Raw genomic sequence first — 17,464 nt, 5'->3', positions numbered from 1 at the left:
GTTGCCCGCTATGGCCGTTCATGCGCTATAGCTAGCAAGTTGGATGCCATGCCTGCCGCCCCGTGATGCCTCCTCGTGGTGCAGCGCAAGGGCCGCAACCGCCGGTCATCGCGGGCAACCCCAATGCAAACAGAAACCTAGCCGGATGTATCGGATTCGTGCGATAACGCCGCCGCCCTTCCATCCGGCGTCGCGGATGCCTATAGTTACCGCAGGATCGGCCCGCGGAGGCCCGGGTCCGACAGCCCGGCTCCGGGAGGGAGTAGCGGATGAGCGACGAGAAGCAGCGCAAGGTGGTGGGTATCGACACCCACCGCGACACCGAGGCGTCGGACCTCGCGGAGCGCATCCGCAAGATCGGCTTCGACGGCCTGCGCTCGATCCTCGACGAGATGTTCGAGGGGGCGGACGACGCCCTGTTCGACATGGCCGACAAGGCCGAAAGCAACAACGAGCGTACCCTGCACTTCGACGCCATGCGCATCCTGCGCATCGAGCGGCCCCGCATCTACGATGCCTTCACCCGCGCCATGAGCCAGGGCGTGTACGACGGCACGCTGCCCGACGCCGCCCCGCGCGAGGACAGCGACGATTTCAGCCTCATGCCACAGGACGTGGTCGAGGAAGAGATCGCGGTCACCAACATGGTGAACAAGGCCGCCCAGCGCTACCGCGACCATATCGCCTGGCTGGAGGACGGCCTCGAGCAGCTCGCGGCCAGGCCGGGCGTGCACATCCACAAGTGGGCGTTCTCGCCGCGCACCCTGAACGGCGCCTTCCACTACGCGATGTCGGCCACGGACCTCGACATCGAGGTCAAGCTGCTGGTCTACAAGCTGTTCGACCGCTTCGTGGTCGCGCGGCTGCTGGAAATCTACGAACCGGTGGGCCAGGCCCTCACCGATTTCGGTTTCGAGCCGCGTACGCCCCGCCCCAAGCGGCGACGCAAACCCGCCGACCCGGCCCGGCCGGAACCGGCCGAGCCGCCGCCCGGACAGGCGTCCCAGCATTACCGCCACGGCCGCACACCGAGCATGACGGTGGCGCGCTGGCTGGAACGGCTGGCGGAAATCCAGGGCGATGACGGCGCCCGGGCCGGCGGTTATGGTCCCGCCGGTGGCGCCGCCGGGGCGCCCGGCGCCGGCGGCATGTCCGGCGGGAGCGCCGGGGGCACGGCCGGCAACGCGGGCACGGGCGCCGGCGGCGACCATGCCGACCGGGTCTTCGACGCCCTGGACGCGCTCACCGAGGGGGCGGCCGGCGAGTCGGTGGACAGCCGCCGGCTGCTGGGCGCCCTGTTCGAGGCCCTGGGAGGCGGCGACGCGGCCCGCGGCCGGGGACAAGGCGGCTCCGGTGGTGGCGCGGGTGGCCAGCGCCGGCATCTCGCGCGCGTGGCGCGGGTGTTCGCGGACCTGCTCTCGGACGATACCCTGCCCCCGCCCGGGCGACGGCTGCTGTCGCGGGTACGGGCGCCGGTGTTCAAGTCGGCGCTGCTCGACGAGAGCTTCTTCGACGAGGCCGACCATCCCGCCCGCCAACTGGTCAACGAGCTGGCGATCCTGGGCGCGTACATGGACGACGAGAACGACCCCCTCTACGCCGAGCTGTTGGACCTGGTGGAGCAGTTCGTGGCGGAGTTCGAGGAGGATCCGACCGTCATCGACCTGATCAACGAGCAGATCAAGATCATCCGCGACCGCCGTACCCGCGAGTTGGATCGCAAGAAGACCGTCGCCCGCATCCGCCGGCGGGCGATCCTGGAGCTGCGCCAGCAGATCCAGGACAAGTACCTGCCGGAGGCGGCCAAGCCCTTCCTGCGCCAGGCCTGGGGTCCCTCGGTCTGCCTGCGCGAACTGCGTCACGGCGCGGACAGCCGTGACTACCTGGAGGGACTGCGCGACCTTCGCCGCATCGTCGACGCACTGCAGCCGGTGCCCGCCGACACCTCGCTGCAGGAACGCCGCGACCAGGTCGACGCGGTCAAGGAATTGGCCGACCGCTGCCTGCGCGAGATCCGCCTGCCCCTGTCGCGCGCCGAGCGCCTGCGCCGCGGCCTGCTCCAGGGCCTGGAATGGGCCACGGAGACGCGCCCTGAGGATGCCGCCAACGACCGCAATTTCCACCTCAGCGAGGAATGGGCCGAGGCCGGCAACGACGATGCCGCGGACACCGCCGAGCAGCCCGCGCCGGGTTCCGGGGTGCCCCCCGAGACCGAGGCCGAGTCGTCCGCCCGCGGCGCGCCCGAGGGGACGCTCTCCGAGCTCACGCCGGACGTCCAGGATTTCCTGGAAGATGTCTGCCGGCCGACGAGCTGGTTCCGCGTGAGCCTGGGCGAGGACGGCGGCACACGCTGGTTGAAGGTGATCGAATACGACCGCGACGGCTCGCAGGTGGTCTTCGGCAACCGCCGCGGCGAGACCGTGCTGGCGCGCGACGCCCTCGCCCTCGCACGCGACCTGCAATCCGGCGCTTCCAAGCCGGTCCATGACATCCCGGGATTCGACAACCGGCTGGGACGCATCATCGCGGCCCAGTCCGCCCGCCTGGGGCATTAAGCCCACGCCCTAGCCGCCCGCGTATCGACCGACCTCCCGCGCCGTCCGGTTCGTGCTTTCCTGGCAGACTCTCCCGCTGAACGCGGTGCTGACGCTCCTGGCGCTGTCCTGGACCGGCTGGGGCGCCCTGGCGCTGTGGTACGCCCTGCCCTGGCCGCCGCCGGCACGGACCCTGCCCGTCGCCGCCTGGCTGCTGGCCGCGCTCGCCGGCATCGCCGGTCTCTGGCATCCCGGCCTGCGTCCCGGTCTGATCGCCTTCGCCGTGGCCTCGGCCGCGCTCCTGCTCTGGTGGGCGGGCCTGCGTCCCTCGCACGACCGCGAGTGGGCCGACGACGTCGCCCGCCTGCCGCGGCCGCACGTCGAGGACGACCGCGTGGTGCTGCACAACGTGCGGAATTTCCGGTGGCGCAGCCGCACGGACTACGATAGCCACTGGGAGACCCGCGAATACGATCTGTCGGCCCTGCGCTCGATCGATCTGATCCTGAGCTACTGGACCGGGCCGCATATCGCGCACACGCTGGTGTCCTTCGGTTTCGAGGACGGGCGCTACCTGACCTTCTCCCTGGAGATCCGCCGCGAACGCGGCGAGCTGTACACCCCGGTGGGCGGTTTCTTCCGGCGCTTCGAGCAGGTCCTGGTGGCCGCCGACGAGCGTGACATCGTGTACTTGCGCACCAATGTGCGGCAGGAGCGGACCCATCTCTATCGGCTGAACCTGTCGCGGCCGGCGATACGCGCCCTGTTCCTGGCCTTTCTGGAGGAAGCGTCGGCGCTGGTGCGGCGGCCGCGCTTCTACAACACCCTGACCAGCAACTGCACCACCGTCGCCTTCAACCTGGCGCGGGGCCTGTCCCCCGGCCTGCCGCTGGACTATCGCGTGCTGCTGTCCGGCCATCTCGCGGAATACGCCCACGACCAGGGCACCCTGACACCCGGCTACGACTACGCCACGCTGCGTGAACGCGGCTACATCTCGGAACGCGCCCGACGAGCCGGGGACGGGGACGATTATTCGCGGGCGATCCGACGGGGCGTGCCCGGCATCCGGACGAACGCCGACTAATAGCCTGTCGCGACAGGGACCGGGCGAACGGCGAGCTAGCCCGCGAAACCCGACGCTAGGCGGTCTCCCAGGGGTCGTAGCATCCGAAGTGCCAAAGGTTTCCTTCCGGGTCCCGGCAGGAATACAGACGCCCGCCGTAATCCTGGTCCGCCGGTGGCGACACGATCTCGGCGCCGGCCGCCACGGCGCGGTCATGATGCCCGTCCACGTCCGCGACGATGACGTAGGGACTCTGGGAGACGGGGCCCGCCGGATCGGCCAACGGCGCCTGCAGACGGCCGAAATCGTCGTCGCGGGCCGAGCCGAGCATGACCATGCCGTTGCCGAATACCAGTTGGGCGTGGGCGATGCCGCCCTCTCCGTCCGGCACCACCAGGCGCGGCTCGAAGCCGAATGCTTGCGACAACCAGTCGACGGCGGCCGGCGCGTCCCGATACCGCAGCGTGGGAATGATGGTCGCCGTGGTGTCCCTTGCCGTGTCGTTCATGTCGTGCTCACCTCCGTGTGTCGGATTCAGTACGCGGTCAGCGCAGGCCCAGGCTCAGGAACATGGTCGCGAGCAACCCGGTGACCGTGCGCACGTGGTTCCAGGCCGTCCAGCGCGACAGGTAGTGGCGCCAGACCCAGGCGGTCTCCACGTCGTTGCCGTCGACCGCCGCCAGGCGGTTGTTCATGGGCACGCTGCGCAGCACCGTGACCGCGAGGTTGCCCGCCAGGTAAAGCAGCCCGCCGGCGAGCGGATAGATCGAATCCGGCCAGTGCCAGCGCCAGACGGCCGCCACCGACAGCGCCGCACAGCCGGCGGCGGTGCCGAAGAACACCGTCAGGAATAACGGGTTCACGATCACGAGATTGATCGATTGCATCGCGCGCACGCCCTCAGCCACCGGCAGCCGCGACAGCGCCGCCATCACCGTGACCGAGAAGGTGAAGAACAGCCCCGCCATCAGCCCCGTCCCCAGGGTGGTGGCCAGGGTCAGCCCGAAGAGCAGATTGTCCGCCGATCCCATACCCATACCCCGACTGTCGACACGCGCATGCCCCCGCGATCTTGTCGTTCGGCGATCCGCTTGACAGACAGCCGGCGAACATTCGCAGGCCTCAAAAAATATCAGGCCGCGATGCCCTCCACCGTGAGATGCTTTACATCGGTGCGCTCGCTGGCGTGTTCGAAAGTGATTGCGCAGACATTCCCTTCCGCATCGACATCCAGCAATGTGTTCTCATCCAGCTCTCTGGAGCCGGTGATGCCTTCCTCACGGAATTCGATATACAACGTATCGGTATCGGCGAAGTACTTCACTTTCATGGCTGGAATCCGCGGTCAAAAAAGGCATTGTGCACGGTTTCGCCGTCAGCCAGCAGTATAACCCTGAGATGGCGGTTCCCCATTTCCGGGATGCGTATCCAGCGGCGGATACGACCATCTGTCTGGATTTGCTCGTGCTCGGGATGACAGACAGCACGTTCGATCCACTCGTCCCGGATATTCACGCGATCCGGTCGCCGGCGAGTCGTGTCGAAATATCGTGTCGTTTTCAATGGCAATTCCTTTTGCCGCGTACCAGGGTCTACCGCCTGAACCGCTGCGTTCTTTCGTAGCCAACCAGCCGCAGACACGAGATACAGCCGATCAGCGTCAGCAAACCCGCCAGCGCCCACTTGAGGCTGGCGCAGGTCGCGGCGAAGGCGACCGGCAGCGTCGTGGGCGCGATCCAGCCGGCGATCAGCGGCAGGTGGACCAGATTCTCCATGAGGTCCAGCCCCGCCATCGCCAGGGCCAGGTACGGCACCCAGCGCCAGCGCGCGGCGGCCCCGAGACGACGCAGCAGTAGCGCCGTGGCGTGGAAGGCGAACAGCCCGTACCAGAGGGGATGCAGGAAATCGAGCCAGAAGTGCTGCAGCAGCGCCCGCTGCTGCGCCGCGTCCAGCAGCGTGAGGATCGAGGCGAAGGCATGCGCATCGAACGTAAGTTGCAGCGCGATCAGGGCATGCTCGGCCCGCCCCGCGTGCAGGATGCTCAGGATCGTGATCTGGGAGGCCGCGAACAATACCCCGAACAAGGCGACCCGCTTGCCGGTCGCTTCCGCCGCCCGCGGCCATCCGAATCCCGCCATGCCTGACCACTCCCTGTTGTCCCGGACCGCATCATCCGGATAGATATCTTTCCCATTCTGCCGGTCCGTCGCACGCATGTCATGCGACCGGCGTGGATCACGGCCGGACGATACGCCGCAGTTTATCCGGATTGCGCTGGATGAATATGCCGCGGATGCGGCCGGCCTCGATTTCGATGGCAATGGCCGAGCGCGCGCGGCCGTTCTCGAACAGCGCCAGGCCCGGTTCGCCGTTCAGGGTCACGAATTCGGCCTGCGCCCGCCGGAAGGAGATCGGACGGATGCGTGTCAGGAACCGGGCGACCCGTTCGGCGGAATGGATGGGACGACGCGCGGCGGGCACCTTGCCGCCGCTGTCCGCGACCAGGGTGCTGTCCGGGGCCAGCACCGCGAGCAGGCCGTCCATGTCGCCGTCCCGGTAGGCGGCGGCGAAGCGCGCCAGCAGCTCGGCGTGCTCGGCGGGCGTCGGGCGGTGGCGCGGCGTTTCCCGCGCCAGGCTGCGGCGGGCCCGGCTGAACAGCTTCCGGCAATGCGCCTCGCTGCGGTCCACGGCGGCGGCGATGTCCGCGTAGTCGAGTTCGAAGGCCTGGCGCAGCAGGAACACGGCGCGTTCCGGCGGCGACAGGCGCTCCAGGAGCAGCAGGAAGGCCACGGACAGGTCGTCGGCGCGTTCCACCGGATCGGTCTCTTCGTCCGCCGGGAGCGGCTCCGGCAGCCAGGGGCCCACGTAGTCGGTGCGACGCAGCCGGGCCGAACGCAGGTGATCCAGGCACAGCCGGGTCACCACGGTGCTGAAATAGGCACCCGGCGAGGCCGGCGTCGGCCGCCCCTGCCCGGCCCACCGCAGATAGGCCTCCTGGACCATGTCCTCGGCCTCCGCGGCGTCGCCGAGCATCCGATAGGCCAACCCGAACATCGCGCCCCGGTGGCGGTCGAACAGGCCGATATCGTCCCTGACCGGACTCATGGCCGGGCCGCGAGATCCATCGTCACCAGGGCGCAACCGTCGCCGCCGTGGCCGAGTGCGCGCTTGATCGTGGGGAAGACCCGGGCGCCGGCGATGGCCAGGGCCAGCTCGGCGATCGCGGTCTCCCCCAGCGTCTCCCGCAGCCGCGCGTCGCGCGCCGCGTCCCGGGGGCGATTGGCGGCCACGTCGACGGCGAAAAGGTAGACGTCGGCCAGGCCCGGTTCCAGGCCGCCGCCGCCGTCGAGGGCGGCCCGCACGACCGCCGCATCGACGCCGGCCTCCAGCGCCTGGCGCACGGTGAGTTGCAGGCAGCCGGCGCAATCCTCGTGCCGCATGGCCGCGAGCTTCGCCAGATAGAACGCCTCGGTGGGCGCCGACTCGCGGTGTAGTGCCATGGGCCGGAAGGCCCTGAAACGGTCGTAGCCCTCGGGCGAGGCCTCCAGCAACTCGTGCATATAGCTCCCGTCGTAGCCGTAACGCGTCTCGAAGGCCTCGATCTCGCGATGTGCCGCTTGCTTGTCCATGTGCGTCTCCGGTTTCGGCGTATCGCCGCGGCGCCCGCCGCCGCGGTTCCGGAGAAAGGACGGGACAGGCCCGCCGTTCGTGACAATCAGCCGGCGCGGCACTCGGCGAGGGCCGCATCCAGACGCTTGGGCGAGACCTTCACCGCGGTACCCAGGGGCTGGGCGAAGACCTGGACCCGATATTCCTCCACCAGCCAGCGGAAGGCCAGCAGCGCCTCGGGGCGCTCTCCGCGGTCGGCGGCGCGCCCGGCCCGCTCCTTGTAGGCCTGCCAATACCGGACCACCGGCTGCATGCGTTCGCGGTCGCGGGCGCTGCCGTCCTGCTCCAGCTTGTCCAGGCGCTGCTCGATCGCCTCCAGATAACGCCGCAGGTGGCGCGGTTGCGGCGTGTGACTGACGAACCCGCGGTGGACGAGATGGTCGAGCTGGTCGTTGATGTCCTCCAGCGCCGGCATCCAGTCCAGCGGCACCTTGCCGGATAGGCGCTTGCGCAGGCGTTTCCAGGTCTCCAGCGCCGGCCGCAGCGTGTCCCATAGGGCCACGCCGTCGGCGACCAGATGCTTGCCCGTCTCGGCCGCGAGTGCCTCGAAGCCGGACCGGGTGCGCGGGGCGTCGTCCCCGACCCGGGCCGCGATCAGGGCGTGCATCAGGTCGGCGACCAACGGCGGATCGTCATCGGCCGCCAGCGCCGCCAGGACACCCGCCTCGGGGAGCGCCGTGGCCGGTGCCTCGGGCGGTTTGAGCGCGGCCAGGGGCTTGAGGCCGTCCAGCTCGCGGCGCAGAAAGCGCGCGGGTTTGTGCGCATCCAGGCGCAGCAGCCGGATCACGCCCAGGCGGTGGAGCCGGTGGGCCTTGTCGGGCTCGTCCACGAGCTCGATATCCACCGCGTCGCCCTTGTCGACGAGCGCCGGCACCGCGCGCAGGGTCACGCCGCCGTGACGCAGCTCGACGTCGTCCGGGAGATCGCGGTCGGGCCAGCCGGTCAGGCCGCATGCCTCGATGCCGGTGTCGGGCAGGGAGCGCACGGCCTCGCGCGCCCGGGCGCCGTACTTGCGGCGCAGGCGTTCCAGGTCGCGGCCGGCCGTCAGGGTGTCGCCGTCGTCGCCCACCACCTCGAAACGCATCCGCAGGTGCGTGGAGGGCCGGACGTCCCGCCAGGCATCCGCGGGGATCGCGACCCCGGTCTCGGCGTGCACGGCCTCGCGCAGCGCGTCCTCGAAGCGGCCCTCGGCAAAGGCCATGCGCGCGGCCGCGGCGCGGGCGTTGTCCGGCACCGGCACCAGCGAGCGCCGCAGGCTCTTGGGCAGGGCCTTGAGGTATTCCTGGACCTTCTCCTCCAGCAGCCCCGGCACCAGCCACTCGGCGCGCTCCGGCGAGAGCTGGTTGAGGGCCGGCAGCGGCAGCCGCGCGGTGACGCCGTCGTCGGGCTCGCCGGGGCGGAAGCGATAGACCAGCTCGACCGCCGTGTCGCCGACCCGCAGGGTTTCCGGATAGGCTTCCTCGGGCAGCTCGATGCCGGCGTGCCGCAACAGGGTCGCCTCGTCGAAGCGCAGGGCGTCGTCGCCGTTGTCCCGGATCCAGTCCCGCAGGGTCCGGCGGTCGCGCACGTCCGCGGGCAGGCGCTCGTCGTAGAAACGGGCCTGGGTCTCCTCGTCCACCAGCAGGTCGCGGCGCCGGAAACGGTCCTCGCGGGCCTCGATCTCCGCCACGGTGTCGCGGTTGCGGGCCAGGAACGGCGGCGGCCGCCCGCGCGGGTCGGTCAGGCCGAAGCCGACCAGCCCCTCGCGGATGAAGATCTCGCGCGCGCCCGCCGGGTCGATGCGGCCGTAATCCACGCGGCGGCCGTCGGACAGGGTCAGCCCGAACAGCTTGACCCGCTCGCGCGCGGCAACCCCGCCGCGGCGCTTCTCCCAGTGGGGGTCGTAGTGCTCGCGCTTGAGCAGATGGGCACCCTCGGCCTCGATCCAGCCGGGGTCGACCGTGGCGACGGTATGCGCGAACAGGCGGCTGGTCTCGATCAGCTCGGCGGCCACGAGCCACTTGGGACTGCGCTTGGCCAGCCCGGAGCCGGGGAAGATGCGGAAGCGGCGGCCGCGCGCGCCGAGATACTCGCCGCGATCCTCGTGGAAACCCACGTGATCGAGCAGCCCGGTCAGCAGCGCCCGGTGCAGGGCCTCGTAATCGGTCTCGGCGAGCGGGCCGGCGGGCCGGTCGTTGGGCAAGCCGATCTCGTCGCCCACGCGCCGGAGCTGGCGGACCACGTCCTCCCATTCGCGCAGGCGCATGAAATTCAGGAAATGCTCGCGGCACCACTTGCGCAGCGCGCTGCCCGAGCGGGCCCGTTTCTCGCGTGCGAAGGCGTCCCAGAGCCGCAGCAGGGAGACGAAATCCGAGCGGGCGTCGGTGAACCCGGCGTGGGCGGCGTCGGCCTCGTCGCGGACCTCGGCCGGGCGCTCGCGCGGATCCTGCACGGTCAGGCCGGCGGCGAGCACGCGCATCGCCGCGACGGCGCCCCGCCCGTCCGCGGCCAGCAGCATGCGGCCGATGCGCGGGTCCAGCGGCAGCCGCGCCAGGTGCCGGCCCAGCTTGGTGATGCGGTCGCGATCCATCGCCTGGAGCTGTTCCAGCAACCGCTTGCCGTCCTTGACGTGGCGGCGCTCGGGCGGGTCCACGAACGGGAATTCGGCGATATCGCCCAGCCGCAGGTCGGCCATGGTCAGGAGCACGCTGGCGAGATTGGTGCGGCGGATCTCCGGGTCGGTGAACTCCGGGCGGGCGGCATAGTCCGCCTCGTCGAAGAGCCGGATGCAGATGCCCGGCGCCACGCGCCCGCAGCGCCCCGCGCGCTGGTCGCAGCTCGCCCGCGCCACCGGCTCGATCGGCAGCCGCTGGACCTTGGCGGTGGTCGAATAGCGGCTGATGCGCGCCAGGCCGGTGTCGATCACGTAGCGGATGCCGGGCACGGTCAGGGAAGTCTCGGCGACGTTGGTGGCCAGCACCACGCGCCGGCCCGAGCCGGGCGCGAAGATACGCTGCTGGGCGCCGCGGCTCAGGCGCGCGTATAGCGGCAGGATCTCGGGATCGGCGACCTTGGCGTCTGCCAGCGCCCGGCTCAGGTGGCGCTCGGTGTCGCGGATGTCGCGCTCGCCGGGCAGGAAGACCAGGATATCGCCGGGGCCCTCGCGCCAGAGCTCGCGCACCGCCCGCTCGATGGCCTCCGGCTGCTCCAGGCCGTCCGCCTCGGGCGGGCGGTAACGCACCTCGACCGGGTAGCCCCGGCCCTCGACGTTGAGCACCGGGGCGCCGCCGTAGAATTCGGCGAAGCGCTCCGGATCGATGGTCGCCGAGGTGATGATCACCTTGAGATCCGGCCGCTTCGGCAGCAGCCGCTTGAGATAGCCCAGCAGGAAGTCGATGTTCAGGCTGCGCTCGTGGGCCTCGTCGATGACGATGGCCTCGTAGCGGTTCAGGAAGCGGTCGCGGCCGGTCTCGGCGAGCAGGATGCCGTCGGTCATCAGCTTGACCTGGGTGGCATCCGAGACGCGGTCGTCGAAACGGGTGCGGAAGCCCACCAACCCGCCCGGGGGCACGCCCACCTCCTCGGCGATGCGCGTGGCCACGCTGCGGGCGGCCAGGCGCCGCGGCTGGGTATGCCCGATCAGGCCGCGGGCCCCGTAGCCCGCCCGCATCAGGATCTTGGGCAATTGCGTGGTCTTGCCGGAGCCGGTCTCGCCGCAAACCACCACCACCTGGTTTTCCCGCACCGCCCGTTCGATGTCGTCGGCGTGCGCGGCGACCGGCAGGTCCTCGACCAGCCCGATCGGCGGCCGGGCCGCGAGCCGCGCGCGGGTCTCCGCGGCGCTGGCGGCGATCGCGGCCTCGACCTTGTCCCGCGCCTCGGCGTCGCGCGCGCCCGCCAGCCGCTTCGCCAGGCGATGCCGGTCGCGGGTGCGCACCTCGGCCAGCGGATCGGCCGCCGTCGTGTCGGATGTGGGGCTGCGGGTCATGAGGCACGTCATCCTAACGCGAACGCGGCCTGTCCCGCCGTTCGCGGTACCATGGCGCAATGGCGGACCCAGCAAGACGCGCAGCCACGCCCCGCGACCGGACCGGCCGGCGGGCCCGCATCCTGCACGAGGCCGAGCGGCTGTTCGCCGAGCTCGGCTTCCACGGCGCCGCGCTGTCGGCGATCGCCCGCGCCTCCGGGCTCAAGAATCCGGGGCTGATCCATCATTTCCCCACCAAGGCGCAACTCTACCGCGCGGTCCTGGAGGACATCGCCGCCGATCTGGACCGTCGCCTGGCGGCCGCGATCGGCGGACAGGCCTCGCCACGGGCACGCCTGCGGGCCTTCATGGACATGCAGGTGGCCTGGCTGCTGGAGCGGCCGGTGGCCGTGCGGCTGGTCCAGCGCGAACTCCTGGATAACGTCGAGCGCGTGGGCAGCGCCCGGCGCCTGCCTCTGGCCGGCTTCATCGAGGCCGCGCGCGGGATCGTGACCGAGGCGCAGGCCGCCGGCGCGATCGCGGCCGGACCGCCCGAGATCAAACTCAACCGCATGATCGGCTCCCTGGCCTACGCCGGCATGGTGCGGCCGACCTTCCGGCAGATGCTGGATTCGCGCCTGCTCGCCGACGAGCGGGCCTGGCTCGAAGCGATCGCGGCGGACGTCCTGGCAAGCCTCGACGCCGGCGCCTGAGACAGGCTCGCTATCGGCGACGCATGCGGCACCATTGCCGACCGATCAGTCGGTCGGTATCCTCGCCGGATCACCGTCCATCGAGGAACGCCGCCATGTACGAGACCCTGTGCTACGAGGTCGAGACCCCCATCGCCACCATCAGCCTGAACCGGCCCGACCACCTCAACACCATCGTCCCGCCCATGCCCGACGAGGTCGAGCACGCGGTCAACGCCGCGGTGCGCGACGAGGCGGTCAAGGTGATCGTGCTGCGCGGCCGGGGCCGCGCCTTCTGCGCCGGCTTCGACTTCGGCGGCGGTTTCCACCACTGGGACGACTACATCACCACCGACGGCGAGTGGGATCCCGGCAAGGACTTTTCCCTGGCCACCGCCGGCGCCCTGTCGCCCACCCACAAGTTCATGAGTCTCTGGCGCTCGCCCAAGCCCGTGATCGCCCAGGTGCACGGCTGGTGCGTGGGTGGCGGCAGCGACTATGCGCTATGCGCGGACTTGGTGATCGCCAGCGAGGATGCCCGCATCGGCACGCCCTACTCCCGCATGTGGGGCGCCTACCTGAGCGGGATGTGGCTGTATCGCCTGGGGCTGACCAAGGCCAAGGAGTACGCCCTGACGGGCAAGCCCCTGTCCGGCCGCGAGGCCGCCGACGCCGGCCTGATCAACGCCGCGGTGCCCTTCGCCGAGCTGGAGGCCGAGGTGCGGCGACGGGCGGACCAGCTCGCCTCGATACCGGCCTCGCAGCTCGCCGCGATGAAGCTGGTGGTGAACCACGCCTACGAGAACATGGGCCTGGGCTCGACCCAGACCCTGGGCCCGATCCTGGACGGCCTGATGCGCAACACGCCGGACGCGAAGCGCTTCATCGAGTTGGCGTCACGCGAGGGCGTGGGCGCCGCCGTGGGCGAACGCGACGGTCCGTTCGGCGACTACAGCCGGGCGTCGGCGGCGGACAAGCCCGATCCGGGCAACGTGATCGATTAGGACCTTAGCGGGCCGATGAGGACGACGACTCAGGGCGCCGGCCAAGGTCGGTGGCTCGGGTTGCGATTGCAAGCCGAAACGGTCGGTCACGCGGCCGGTTGCCCCTCTTCCGCTTACTGGCGAGTGTGAGGACATACCGACGCGCGCTGCATCAGTCACAAGCGGCTTCGCCGCTACCCCTCTTCCAAGCCTTCTCCCCCAAGGGGAGAAGGCTTTTACTGTCATCGCTTGCCATGGCCAGAGCGGGGAAGCTCAAAGCAGGAACCAGAGCACGGCCGGCACCACCGCCAGCGCCAGGACATTGCCCACGGCCACGATGGCGGCGACGGCATCCGGTTCCTGCCGGAACTGGTCGGCCAGCATGAAATTCATGACCGCCGGCGGCAGTGCCGCGAACAGGATCAGGTTGGCGGCCAATCCGGGGCCGGGATCGGTCAGCCAGACCCAGGGCAGGGCCACCGCCAGGCCCGTCGCCGGGGCCAGCAGGCCGCCGGCGAGGCCGATGCGCCAGTCGCCGAAACCGCCGGTCGCCAGGCGCATGCCCAGCGCCACCAGCATCAGCGGGATCGCGACCTCGCCCAGCATCTCGATGCCCGGAAGCAGGATCGCGGGCGCGTGCCAGTCCAGGGCCATGGCGGTGACGCCCGCGGCCGTGGCCAGGACCATCGGGTGCCGCGCCAGGCCCGGCAGGTCCAGGCGCCCGCTGAACAGCCACAGCCCGAGGGTGAACTGCAGCGCGGTGCTGGTGACCAGGAGCACGATGGCGACGGCGAGCGCGCCGTCGCCGAACGCGAGCACGGCCAGCGGGATGCCCAGGTTGCCGCAGTTGTTGAACATCGCGTTGGGCACCAGGGTGCGTACCTGCCAGCCCGCCAGCCGGGCCACGGGCCAGGCCAGCAGGCCCGATCCCAGGATCACCGCCGCCGCGCCCAGGGCCGCCGAACCCGGGGCGAAATCGCCGCCGGTGCGCTCGGTCAGGGCATAGAAGATCAACGCGGGGATGAACAGCACCAGGTTGAGCCGGTTGGCGGCGCTCATATCGGTGGGCCGCCAGCGGCCGTAGAGGTAGCTGAGCAGCACGATGCCGAACACCGGCAGCGTGATTTCGAGGATGCGATAGGCCACGGCCGGCCGAGTGTATCGCTTGCCGCGCCGCACCACGGTAATGGATATTTCGGTTGAAAACGCGGCTGTGCTCTTCTAGCTTCGTGTCATCGGTTTTCAACACGGTTATCGGAATGACCCGGAAGCGAGACGCCAGCCCCTATTACACGGACGAGCACGAAGCATTCCGCGAGCAGGTCCGTCGTTTCGTCGAGAAGGAGATCGAGCCCCACATCGATGCCTGGGACGAGGCCGGGCGCGTGCCGCGCGAGTTCTTCCACACCGCCGCCGAGGCCGGCCTGTTGGGCCTGGGGTATCCCGAGGAGCTGGGCGGCGTGCCGGTGCCGGACTATTTCTATCACCTGATCTTCCAGGAAGAGCTGGCCCGCGCCGGTTCCGGCGGCATCGTGCCGGCGGTCTGGATCCACGGCATCGCCCTGCCCCCGATCGTGGCCTTCGGCACCCCGGCGCAGAAGGAGCGCTTCGTGTCCCCGGTGCTGTCCGGCGACAAGATGGCGGCGCTGGCGGTGACCGAGCCCACGGGCGGGTCGGACGTGGCCAACCTGCGCACCGTCGCCCGCCGCGAGGGGGACCACTACGTCGTCAACGGCAGCAAGACCTTCATCTCCGGCGGCATGCGCGCCGACCACTTCACGGTCGCGGTGCGCACCGGCGAGCCGGGCCTGGGCGGCATCTCGATCCTGGTGATCGAGGCGGACACCCCCGGATTCGACCGTACCGAGCTCAAGAAGATGGGTTGGTGGTGCTCGGACACCGCCACCCTCTATTTCGACGACTGCCGCGTGCCGGCGGAGAACCTGATCGGCGTGGAGAACGCCGGCTTCGCCGGGATCATGCAAAACTTCAACAGCGAGCGCCTGGGTCTGGCCTCGCAGGCCTACGGCCTCGCCCGCTGCTGCCTGGACGAGGCCACCGCCTACGCCCGCGAGCGCGAGACCTTCGGGCGGCCGCTGTCGCAGCGCCAGGTGATCCGGCACAAGCTGGTGGACATGGCCATGCGGGTGGAATCGCTCAAGGCCTACCTGGAACAGCTCGCCTGGCGGGTGGACCGGGGCGAGACCCCCATCAGCGAGATCTGCATGCTCAAGAACCTGGCCACGCAGACATTGGAATACTGCGCCAACGAGGCGGTGCAGATCTTCGGCGGGGCCGGTTACATGCGCGGCGCCAAGGTCGAGCGCATCTACCGGGAGACCAAGGTGATGACCATCGGCGGCGGCGCCACCGAGATCATGAAGGATCTCGCGGCCCGCCAGATGGGCCTGTGATCCAGGCGCACCTGGCCGCCGCCCTGCTCGCCTTCGCCCTGGGGGCGTTGGTGCTGATCCGACGAAAGGGCACGCCCACGCACCGGTGGCTGGGCCGTGTCTGGGTGCTGCTCATGCTTTTCATCGCCGCGGGCTCGTTCGCGATCCGGGAGTTGAACGCGCCGTACCCGAGCCCGATTCATCTCCTCTCCGCCTGGACGATTGTCTCGCTTACCGCGGGCATTTACTGTATCCGTAAGGGCAGAATCCGGGCCCATGCCGGATTCATGGTCGGCACCTTCGCGGGTCTGGCCGTGGCCGGGGGCTTCGCCCTGCTGCCGGGCCGCTACATTTGGCGGACCCTGTTCGGATAACACCCGCTTTTCAAGCGGTTAAAACATAATATTGATGCTGGAGGAGATACACATGAATGCAGCCGTGGCCGAGGAGCGTCCCTGGCATCGCGTGCTCGAGCGGCCGGAGATGCCGCCGATCACCGAGGAATCGCTGGCCGAGATCGTGGAGCAGCACGTCCGGGAGGCGCCCGACGCGCCCTGCCTGGAATACCTGGGCGTGTCCGTCAACTACGCCGAGCTGGACCGGTGGGCCAACCGGTTCGCCAATCTCTTGGCCGAGCACGGCGCCGAACGCGGCGACGTGATCGGCATACACCTGCCCAACACACCGCAGTACGTGATCGCCCTGCTCGCGGCCTCCAAGCTGGGCTGCGCCGCCTCCGGCGTGTCGCCGCTGCTGACCGCGGACGAGCTGGCCTACCAGGTGGACAACGCCGGCATCCGCTTCCTGGTGACCCTGGACCAGCTCTTCCCGTCCGCGGTGGCGCCCAACGACGGCAAGTTCGAGGGCCTGAAGACCGCCATCGTGGCCTCGCCCATCGATTTCCTGCCCGGCTGGAAGAAATTCCTGGCGCGCGCCCTCAAGAAGGTGCCCAAGGTCGACCTGCCCGAGACCCGGCAGTTCCAGACCGTCGAGTTCTGGCCGGCGATCAACGAGGCGGTGGACGAGCGCGTGCACAGCGCCGTGGACCTGGACGACGTGGTCCTGATCCAGTACACCGGCGGCACCACGGGCCGCCCCAAGGGCGCGGAGCTGACCCAGCGCAACCTGCAGGCCAACGCCGTGCAGAGCGAGGCGATGGTGCGTTACGACGTCGGCCGCGAGACCTTCGCCTCGGTGTTCCCCTACTTCCACGCGGCGGGCCTGGGCGTGTGCCTGATGGGCCTGCGCCAGCGCGCCAGGCTGCTGGTGGTGCCGGATCCGCGCGACCTCAAGAGTTTCTGCAAGATGATGCAGAAGCATCCGCCCACGCTGTTCGGCAACGTGCCCACGCTCTACCAGATGCTGCTGGACGAGCCCGAGTTCCGGAAGGTGGACTTCTCGGACCTCAAGATGGCCATGTCCGGCGCGGGGCCGATGCCGGCCGAGGTGATCCCGCGGATCGAGGCGATCGTCGGCGAGGGCAAGTTCTGCGAGGCCTACGGCCTGACCGAGACCAGCCCGATGCTGACCATGAACCCGCCCGGCCGCGCCAAGCCCGGCACCGTGGGCGTGCCCATTCCCGGCACCGACATCAAGATCGTGGACGCCGAGACCGGCGAGAGCGAGATGCCCGTCGGCGAGCCCGGCGAGCTGATCGCCCACGGTCCGCAGGTGTTCCGCGGCTATCTGGGCCTGCCCGACGAGACCGACAAGGCGCTGCGCGGGTTCGAGGGCCGGACGTGGTTCTACACCGGCGATATCGCGAAGATGGACGAAGAGGGCTACATCACCATCTGCGACCGGGCCAAGGACATGCTCATCGTCGGCGGCTTCAAGGTGTTCTCGGTGGAGGTGGAGAACAAGCTCAAGGCGCTGGACGACGTGGAACTGTCGGCCGTGATCGGCACCCCGGACGAGAAGCGCCCGGGCAACGACGTGGTCAATCTCTACGTGCAGTTGTCCGAGAGCGGCCAGCACAAGGACCCGGAGACCGTAAAGCGCGAGATCCAGGACTTCTGCCGCGAGCACATGGCCGCCTACAAGGTGCCCAAGGCCGTCCACATCGTCGACGAAATCCCGCTGACGCCGGTCGGCAAGGTCGACAAGAAGGCACTAAGGAAATAATCCGCAGATGACGCAGATGCACGCAGATGAAGAAGAAGACTATCCATGGATTACGCG

General features: G+C 69.8%; 16 protein-coding genes. 7 read left to right on the top strand and 9 right to left on the bottom strand.

Going from position 1 to position 17,464, the window contains the following annotated elements; all coding sequences use genetic code 11:
• Window positions 1-269: 269 nt before the first annotated feature.
• Window positions 270-2,555, top strand: coding sequence for a DUF1631 family protein (locus PC39_RS13660; RefSeq protein WP_353253959.1), 2,286 nt, complete (start codon window positions 270-272; stop codon window positions 2,553-2,555).
• 52 nt (window positions 2,556-2,607) lie between these two features.
• The gene (locus PC39_RS13655; protein ID WP_353253958.1) at window positions 2,608-3,621 is read left to right on the top strand and encodes an Lnb N-terminal periplasmic domain-containing protein; all 1,014 of its coding nucleotides are present in this window, start codon (window positions 2,608-2,610) and stop codon (window positions 3,619-3,621) included.
• Window positions 3,622-3,676: 55 nt separating this feature from the next.
• Here PC39_RS13655 and PC39_RS13650 read toward each other — a convergent pair whose 3' ends face one another.
• From PC39_RS13650 to hrpA, 8 genes are all read right to left on the bottom strand, one after another.
• Window positions 3,677-4,108, bottom strand: a complete 432-nt coding sequence (locus tag PC39_RS13650; RefSeq protein ID WP_353253957.1) for a VOC family protein — start codon at window positions 4,106-4,108, stop codon at window positions 3,677-3,679.
• 37 nt (window positions 4,109-4,145) lie between these two features.
• Window positions 4,146-4,637 carry an anthrone oxygenase family protein gene (locus PC39_RS13645; RefSeq protein WP_353253956.1) on the bottom strand — a complete coding sequence of 164 codons (492 nt, stop codon included), beginning with the start codon at window positions 4,635-4,637 and terminating at the stop codon, window positions 4,146-4,148.
• A gap of 95 nt (window positions 4,638-4,732) precedes the next feature.
• On the bottom strand, window positions 4,733-4,930 hold the full coding sequence (locus PC39_RS13640; RefSeq protein ID WP_353253955.1) for a DUF2283 domain-containing protein: 198 nt from the start codon (window positions 4,928-4,930) through the stop codon (window positions 4,733-4,735).
• On the bottom strand, window positions 4,927-5,163 hold the full coding sequence (locus tag PC39_RS13635) for a hypothetical protein (RefSeq protein ID WP_353253954.1): 237 nt from the start codon (window positions 5,161-5,163) through the stop codon (window positions 4,927-4,929). The genes PC39_RS13640 and PC39_RS13635 overlap by 4 nt, the downstream gene beginning before the upstream one ends.
• A 29-nt stretch (window positions 5,164-5,192) precedes the next feature.
• Entirely contained in the window at window positions 5,193-5,738 is a 546-nt protein-coding gene (locus PC39_RS13630) for a hypothetical protein (RefSeq protein WP_353253953.1), read from the bottom strand.
• Between the two features lie 97 nt (window positions 5,739-5,835).
• Entirely contained in the window at window positions 5,836-6,705 is an 870-nt protein-coding gene (locus PC39_RS13625; RefSeq protein WP_353253952.1) for an RNA polymerase sigma-70 factor, read from the bottom strand.
• Window positions 6,702-7,229, bottom strand: a complete 528-nt coding sequence (locus tag PC39_RS13620; protein WP_353253951.1) for a hypothetical protein — start codon at window positions 7,227-7,229, stop codon at window positions 6,702-6,704. Before PC39_RS13620 ends, PC39_RS13625 begins: the two co-directional genes overlap by 4 nt.
• An 86-nt stretch (window positions 7,230-7,315) precedes the next feature.
• Window positions 7,316-11,236: an ATP-dependent RNA helicase HrpA gene (gene hrpA / locus PC39_RS13615; RefSeq protein ID WP_353253950.1), complete on the bottom strand. Its 3,921-nt coding sequence runs from the start codon at window positions 11,234-11,236 to the stop codon at window positions 7,316-7,318.
• Window positions 11,237-11,295: 59 nt separating this feature from the next.
• On the opposite strand from hrpA, the gene PC39_RS13610 reads away from it, so the two are divergent.
• Both PC39_RS13610 and PC39_RS13605 read left to right on the top strand, forming a co-directional pair.
• Window positions 11,296-11,928, top strand: a complete 633-nt coding sequence (locus tag PC39_RS13610) for a TetR/AcrR family transcriptional regulator (protein WP_353253949.1) — start codon at window positions 11,296-11,298, stop codon at window positions 11,926-11,928.
• Window positions 11,929-12,023: 95 nt separating this feature from the next.
• Window positions 12,024-12,911, top strand: a complete 888-nt coding sequence (locus PC39_RS13605) for a crotonase/enoyl-CoA hydratase family protein (RefSeq protein WP_353253948.1) — start codon at window positions 12,024-12,026, stop codon at window positions 12,909-12,911.
• Between the two features lie 252 nt (window positions 12,912-13,163).
• Here the strand turns inward: PC39_RS13605 and PC39_RS13600 are convergent, their stop codons facing one another.
• The gene (locus PC39_RS13600; protein ID WP_353253947.1) at window positions 13,164-14,036 is read right to left on the bottom strand and encodes an AEC family transporter; all 873 of its coding nucleotides are present in this window, start codon (window positions 14,034-14,036) and stop codon (window positions 13,164-13,166) included.
• Between the two features lie 113 nt (window positions 14,037-14,149).
• Between PC39_RS13600 and PC39_RS13595 the strand changes: the two genes are divergently transcribed.
• Genes PC39_RS13595 through PC39_RS13585 form a run of 3 tightly spaced genes read left to right on the top strand, consistent with a single transcriptional unit; the run spans window position 14,150 to window position 17,407 of the window.
• Complete coding sequence (locus tag PC39_RS13595) at window positions 14,150-15,304, top strand: acyl-CoA dehydrogenase family protein (RefSeq protein ID WP_353253946.1); 1,155 nt, start codon at window positions 14,150-14,152, stop codon at window positions 15,302-15,304.
• Window positions 15,301-15,657, top strand: a complete 357-nt coding sequence (locus tag PC39_RS13590; protein WP_353253945.1) for a DUF2306 domain-containing protein — start codon at window positions 15,301-15,303, stop codon at window positions 15,655-15,657. The genes PC39_RS13595 and PC39_RS13590 overlap by 4 nt, the downstream gene beginning before the upstream one ends.
• Window positions 15,658-15,709: 52 nt before the next feature.
• The gene (locus tag PC39_RS13585; protein ID WP_353253944.1) at window positions 15,710-17,407 is read left to right on the top strand and encodes an AMP-binding protein; all 1,698 of its coding nucleotides are present in this window, start codon (window positions 15,710-15,712) and stop codon (window positions 17,405-17,407) included.
• Window positions 17,408-17,464: the final 57 nt, after the last annotated feature.

This window comes from Salinisphaera sp. PC39 (genome assembly GCF_040361335.1).
Classification (GTDB): Bacteria; Pseudomonadota; Gammaproteobacteria; order Nevskiales; family Salinisphaeraceae; genus APNM01.
Note: the sequence above shows the minus strand (reverse complement) of the source record. Positions and strands in the feature narration are given on the sequence as shown.

Bases quoted from the DNA above. Each gene is read 5' to 3' on its own strand.
- PC39_RS13595 (WP_353253946.1), top strand. From the start codon at position 14,150: ATGACCCGGAAGCGAGACGCCAGCCCCTATTACACGGACGAGCACGAA.
- PC39_RS13630 (WP_353253953.1), bottom strand. From the start codon at position 5,738: ATGGCGGGATTCGGATGGCCGCGGGCGGCGGAAGCGACCGGCAAGCGG.
- PC39_RS13660 (WP_353253959.1), top strand. From the start codon at position 270: ATGAGCGACGAGAAGCAGCGCAAGGTGGTGGGTATCGACACCCACCGC.
- PC39_RS13610 (WP_353253949.1), top strand. From the start codon at position 11,296: ATGGCGGACCCAGCAAGACGCGCAGCCACGCCCCGCGACCGGACCGGC.
- PC39_RS13605 (WP_353253948.1), top strand. From the start codon at position 12,024: ATGTACGAGACCCTGTGCTACGAGGTCGAGACCCCCATCGCCACCATC.
- PC39_RS13640 (WP_353253955.1), bottom strand. From the start codon at position 4,930: ATGAAAGTGAAGTACTTCGCCGATACCGATACGTTGTATATCGAATTC.
- PC39_RS13650 (WP_353253957.1), bottom strand. From the start codon at position 4,108: ATGAACGACACGGCAAGGGACACCACGGCGACCATCATTCCCACGCTG.
- hrpA (WP_353253950.1), bottom strand. From the start codon at position 11,236: ATGACCCGCAGCCCCACATCCGACACGACGGCGGCCGATCCGCTGGCC.
- PC39_RS13620 (WP_353253951.1), bottom strand. From the start codon at position 7,229: ATGGACAAGCAAGCGGCACATCGCGAGATCGAGGCCTTCGAGACGCGT.
- PC39_RS13585 (WP_353253944.1), top strand. From the start codon at position 15,710: ATGAATGCAGCCGTGGCCGAGGAGCGTCCCTGGCATCGCGTGCTCGAG.
- PC39_RS13645 (WP_353253956.1), bottom strand. From the start codon at position 4,637: ATGGGTATGGGATCGGCGGACAATCTGCTCTTCGGGCTGACCCTGGCC.
- PC39_RS13625 (WP_353253952.1), bottom strand. From the start codon at position 6,705: ATGAGTCCGGTCAGGGACGATATCGGCCTGTTCGACCGCCACCGGGGC.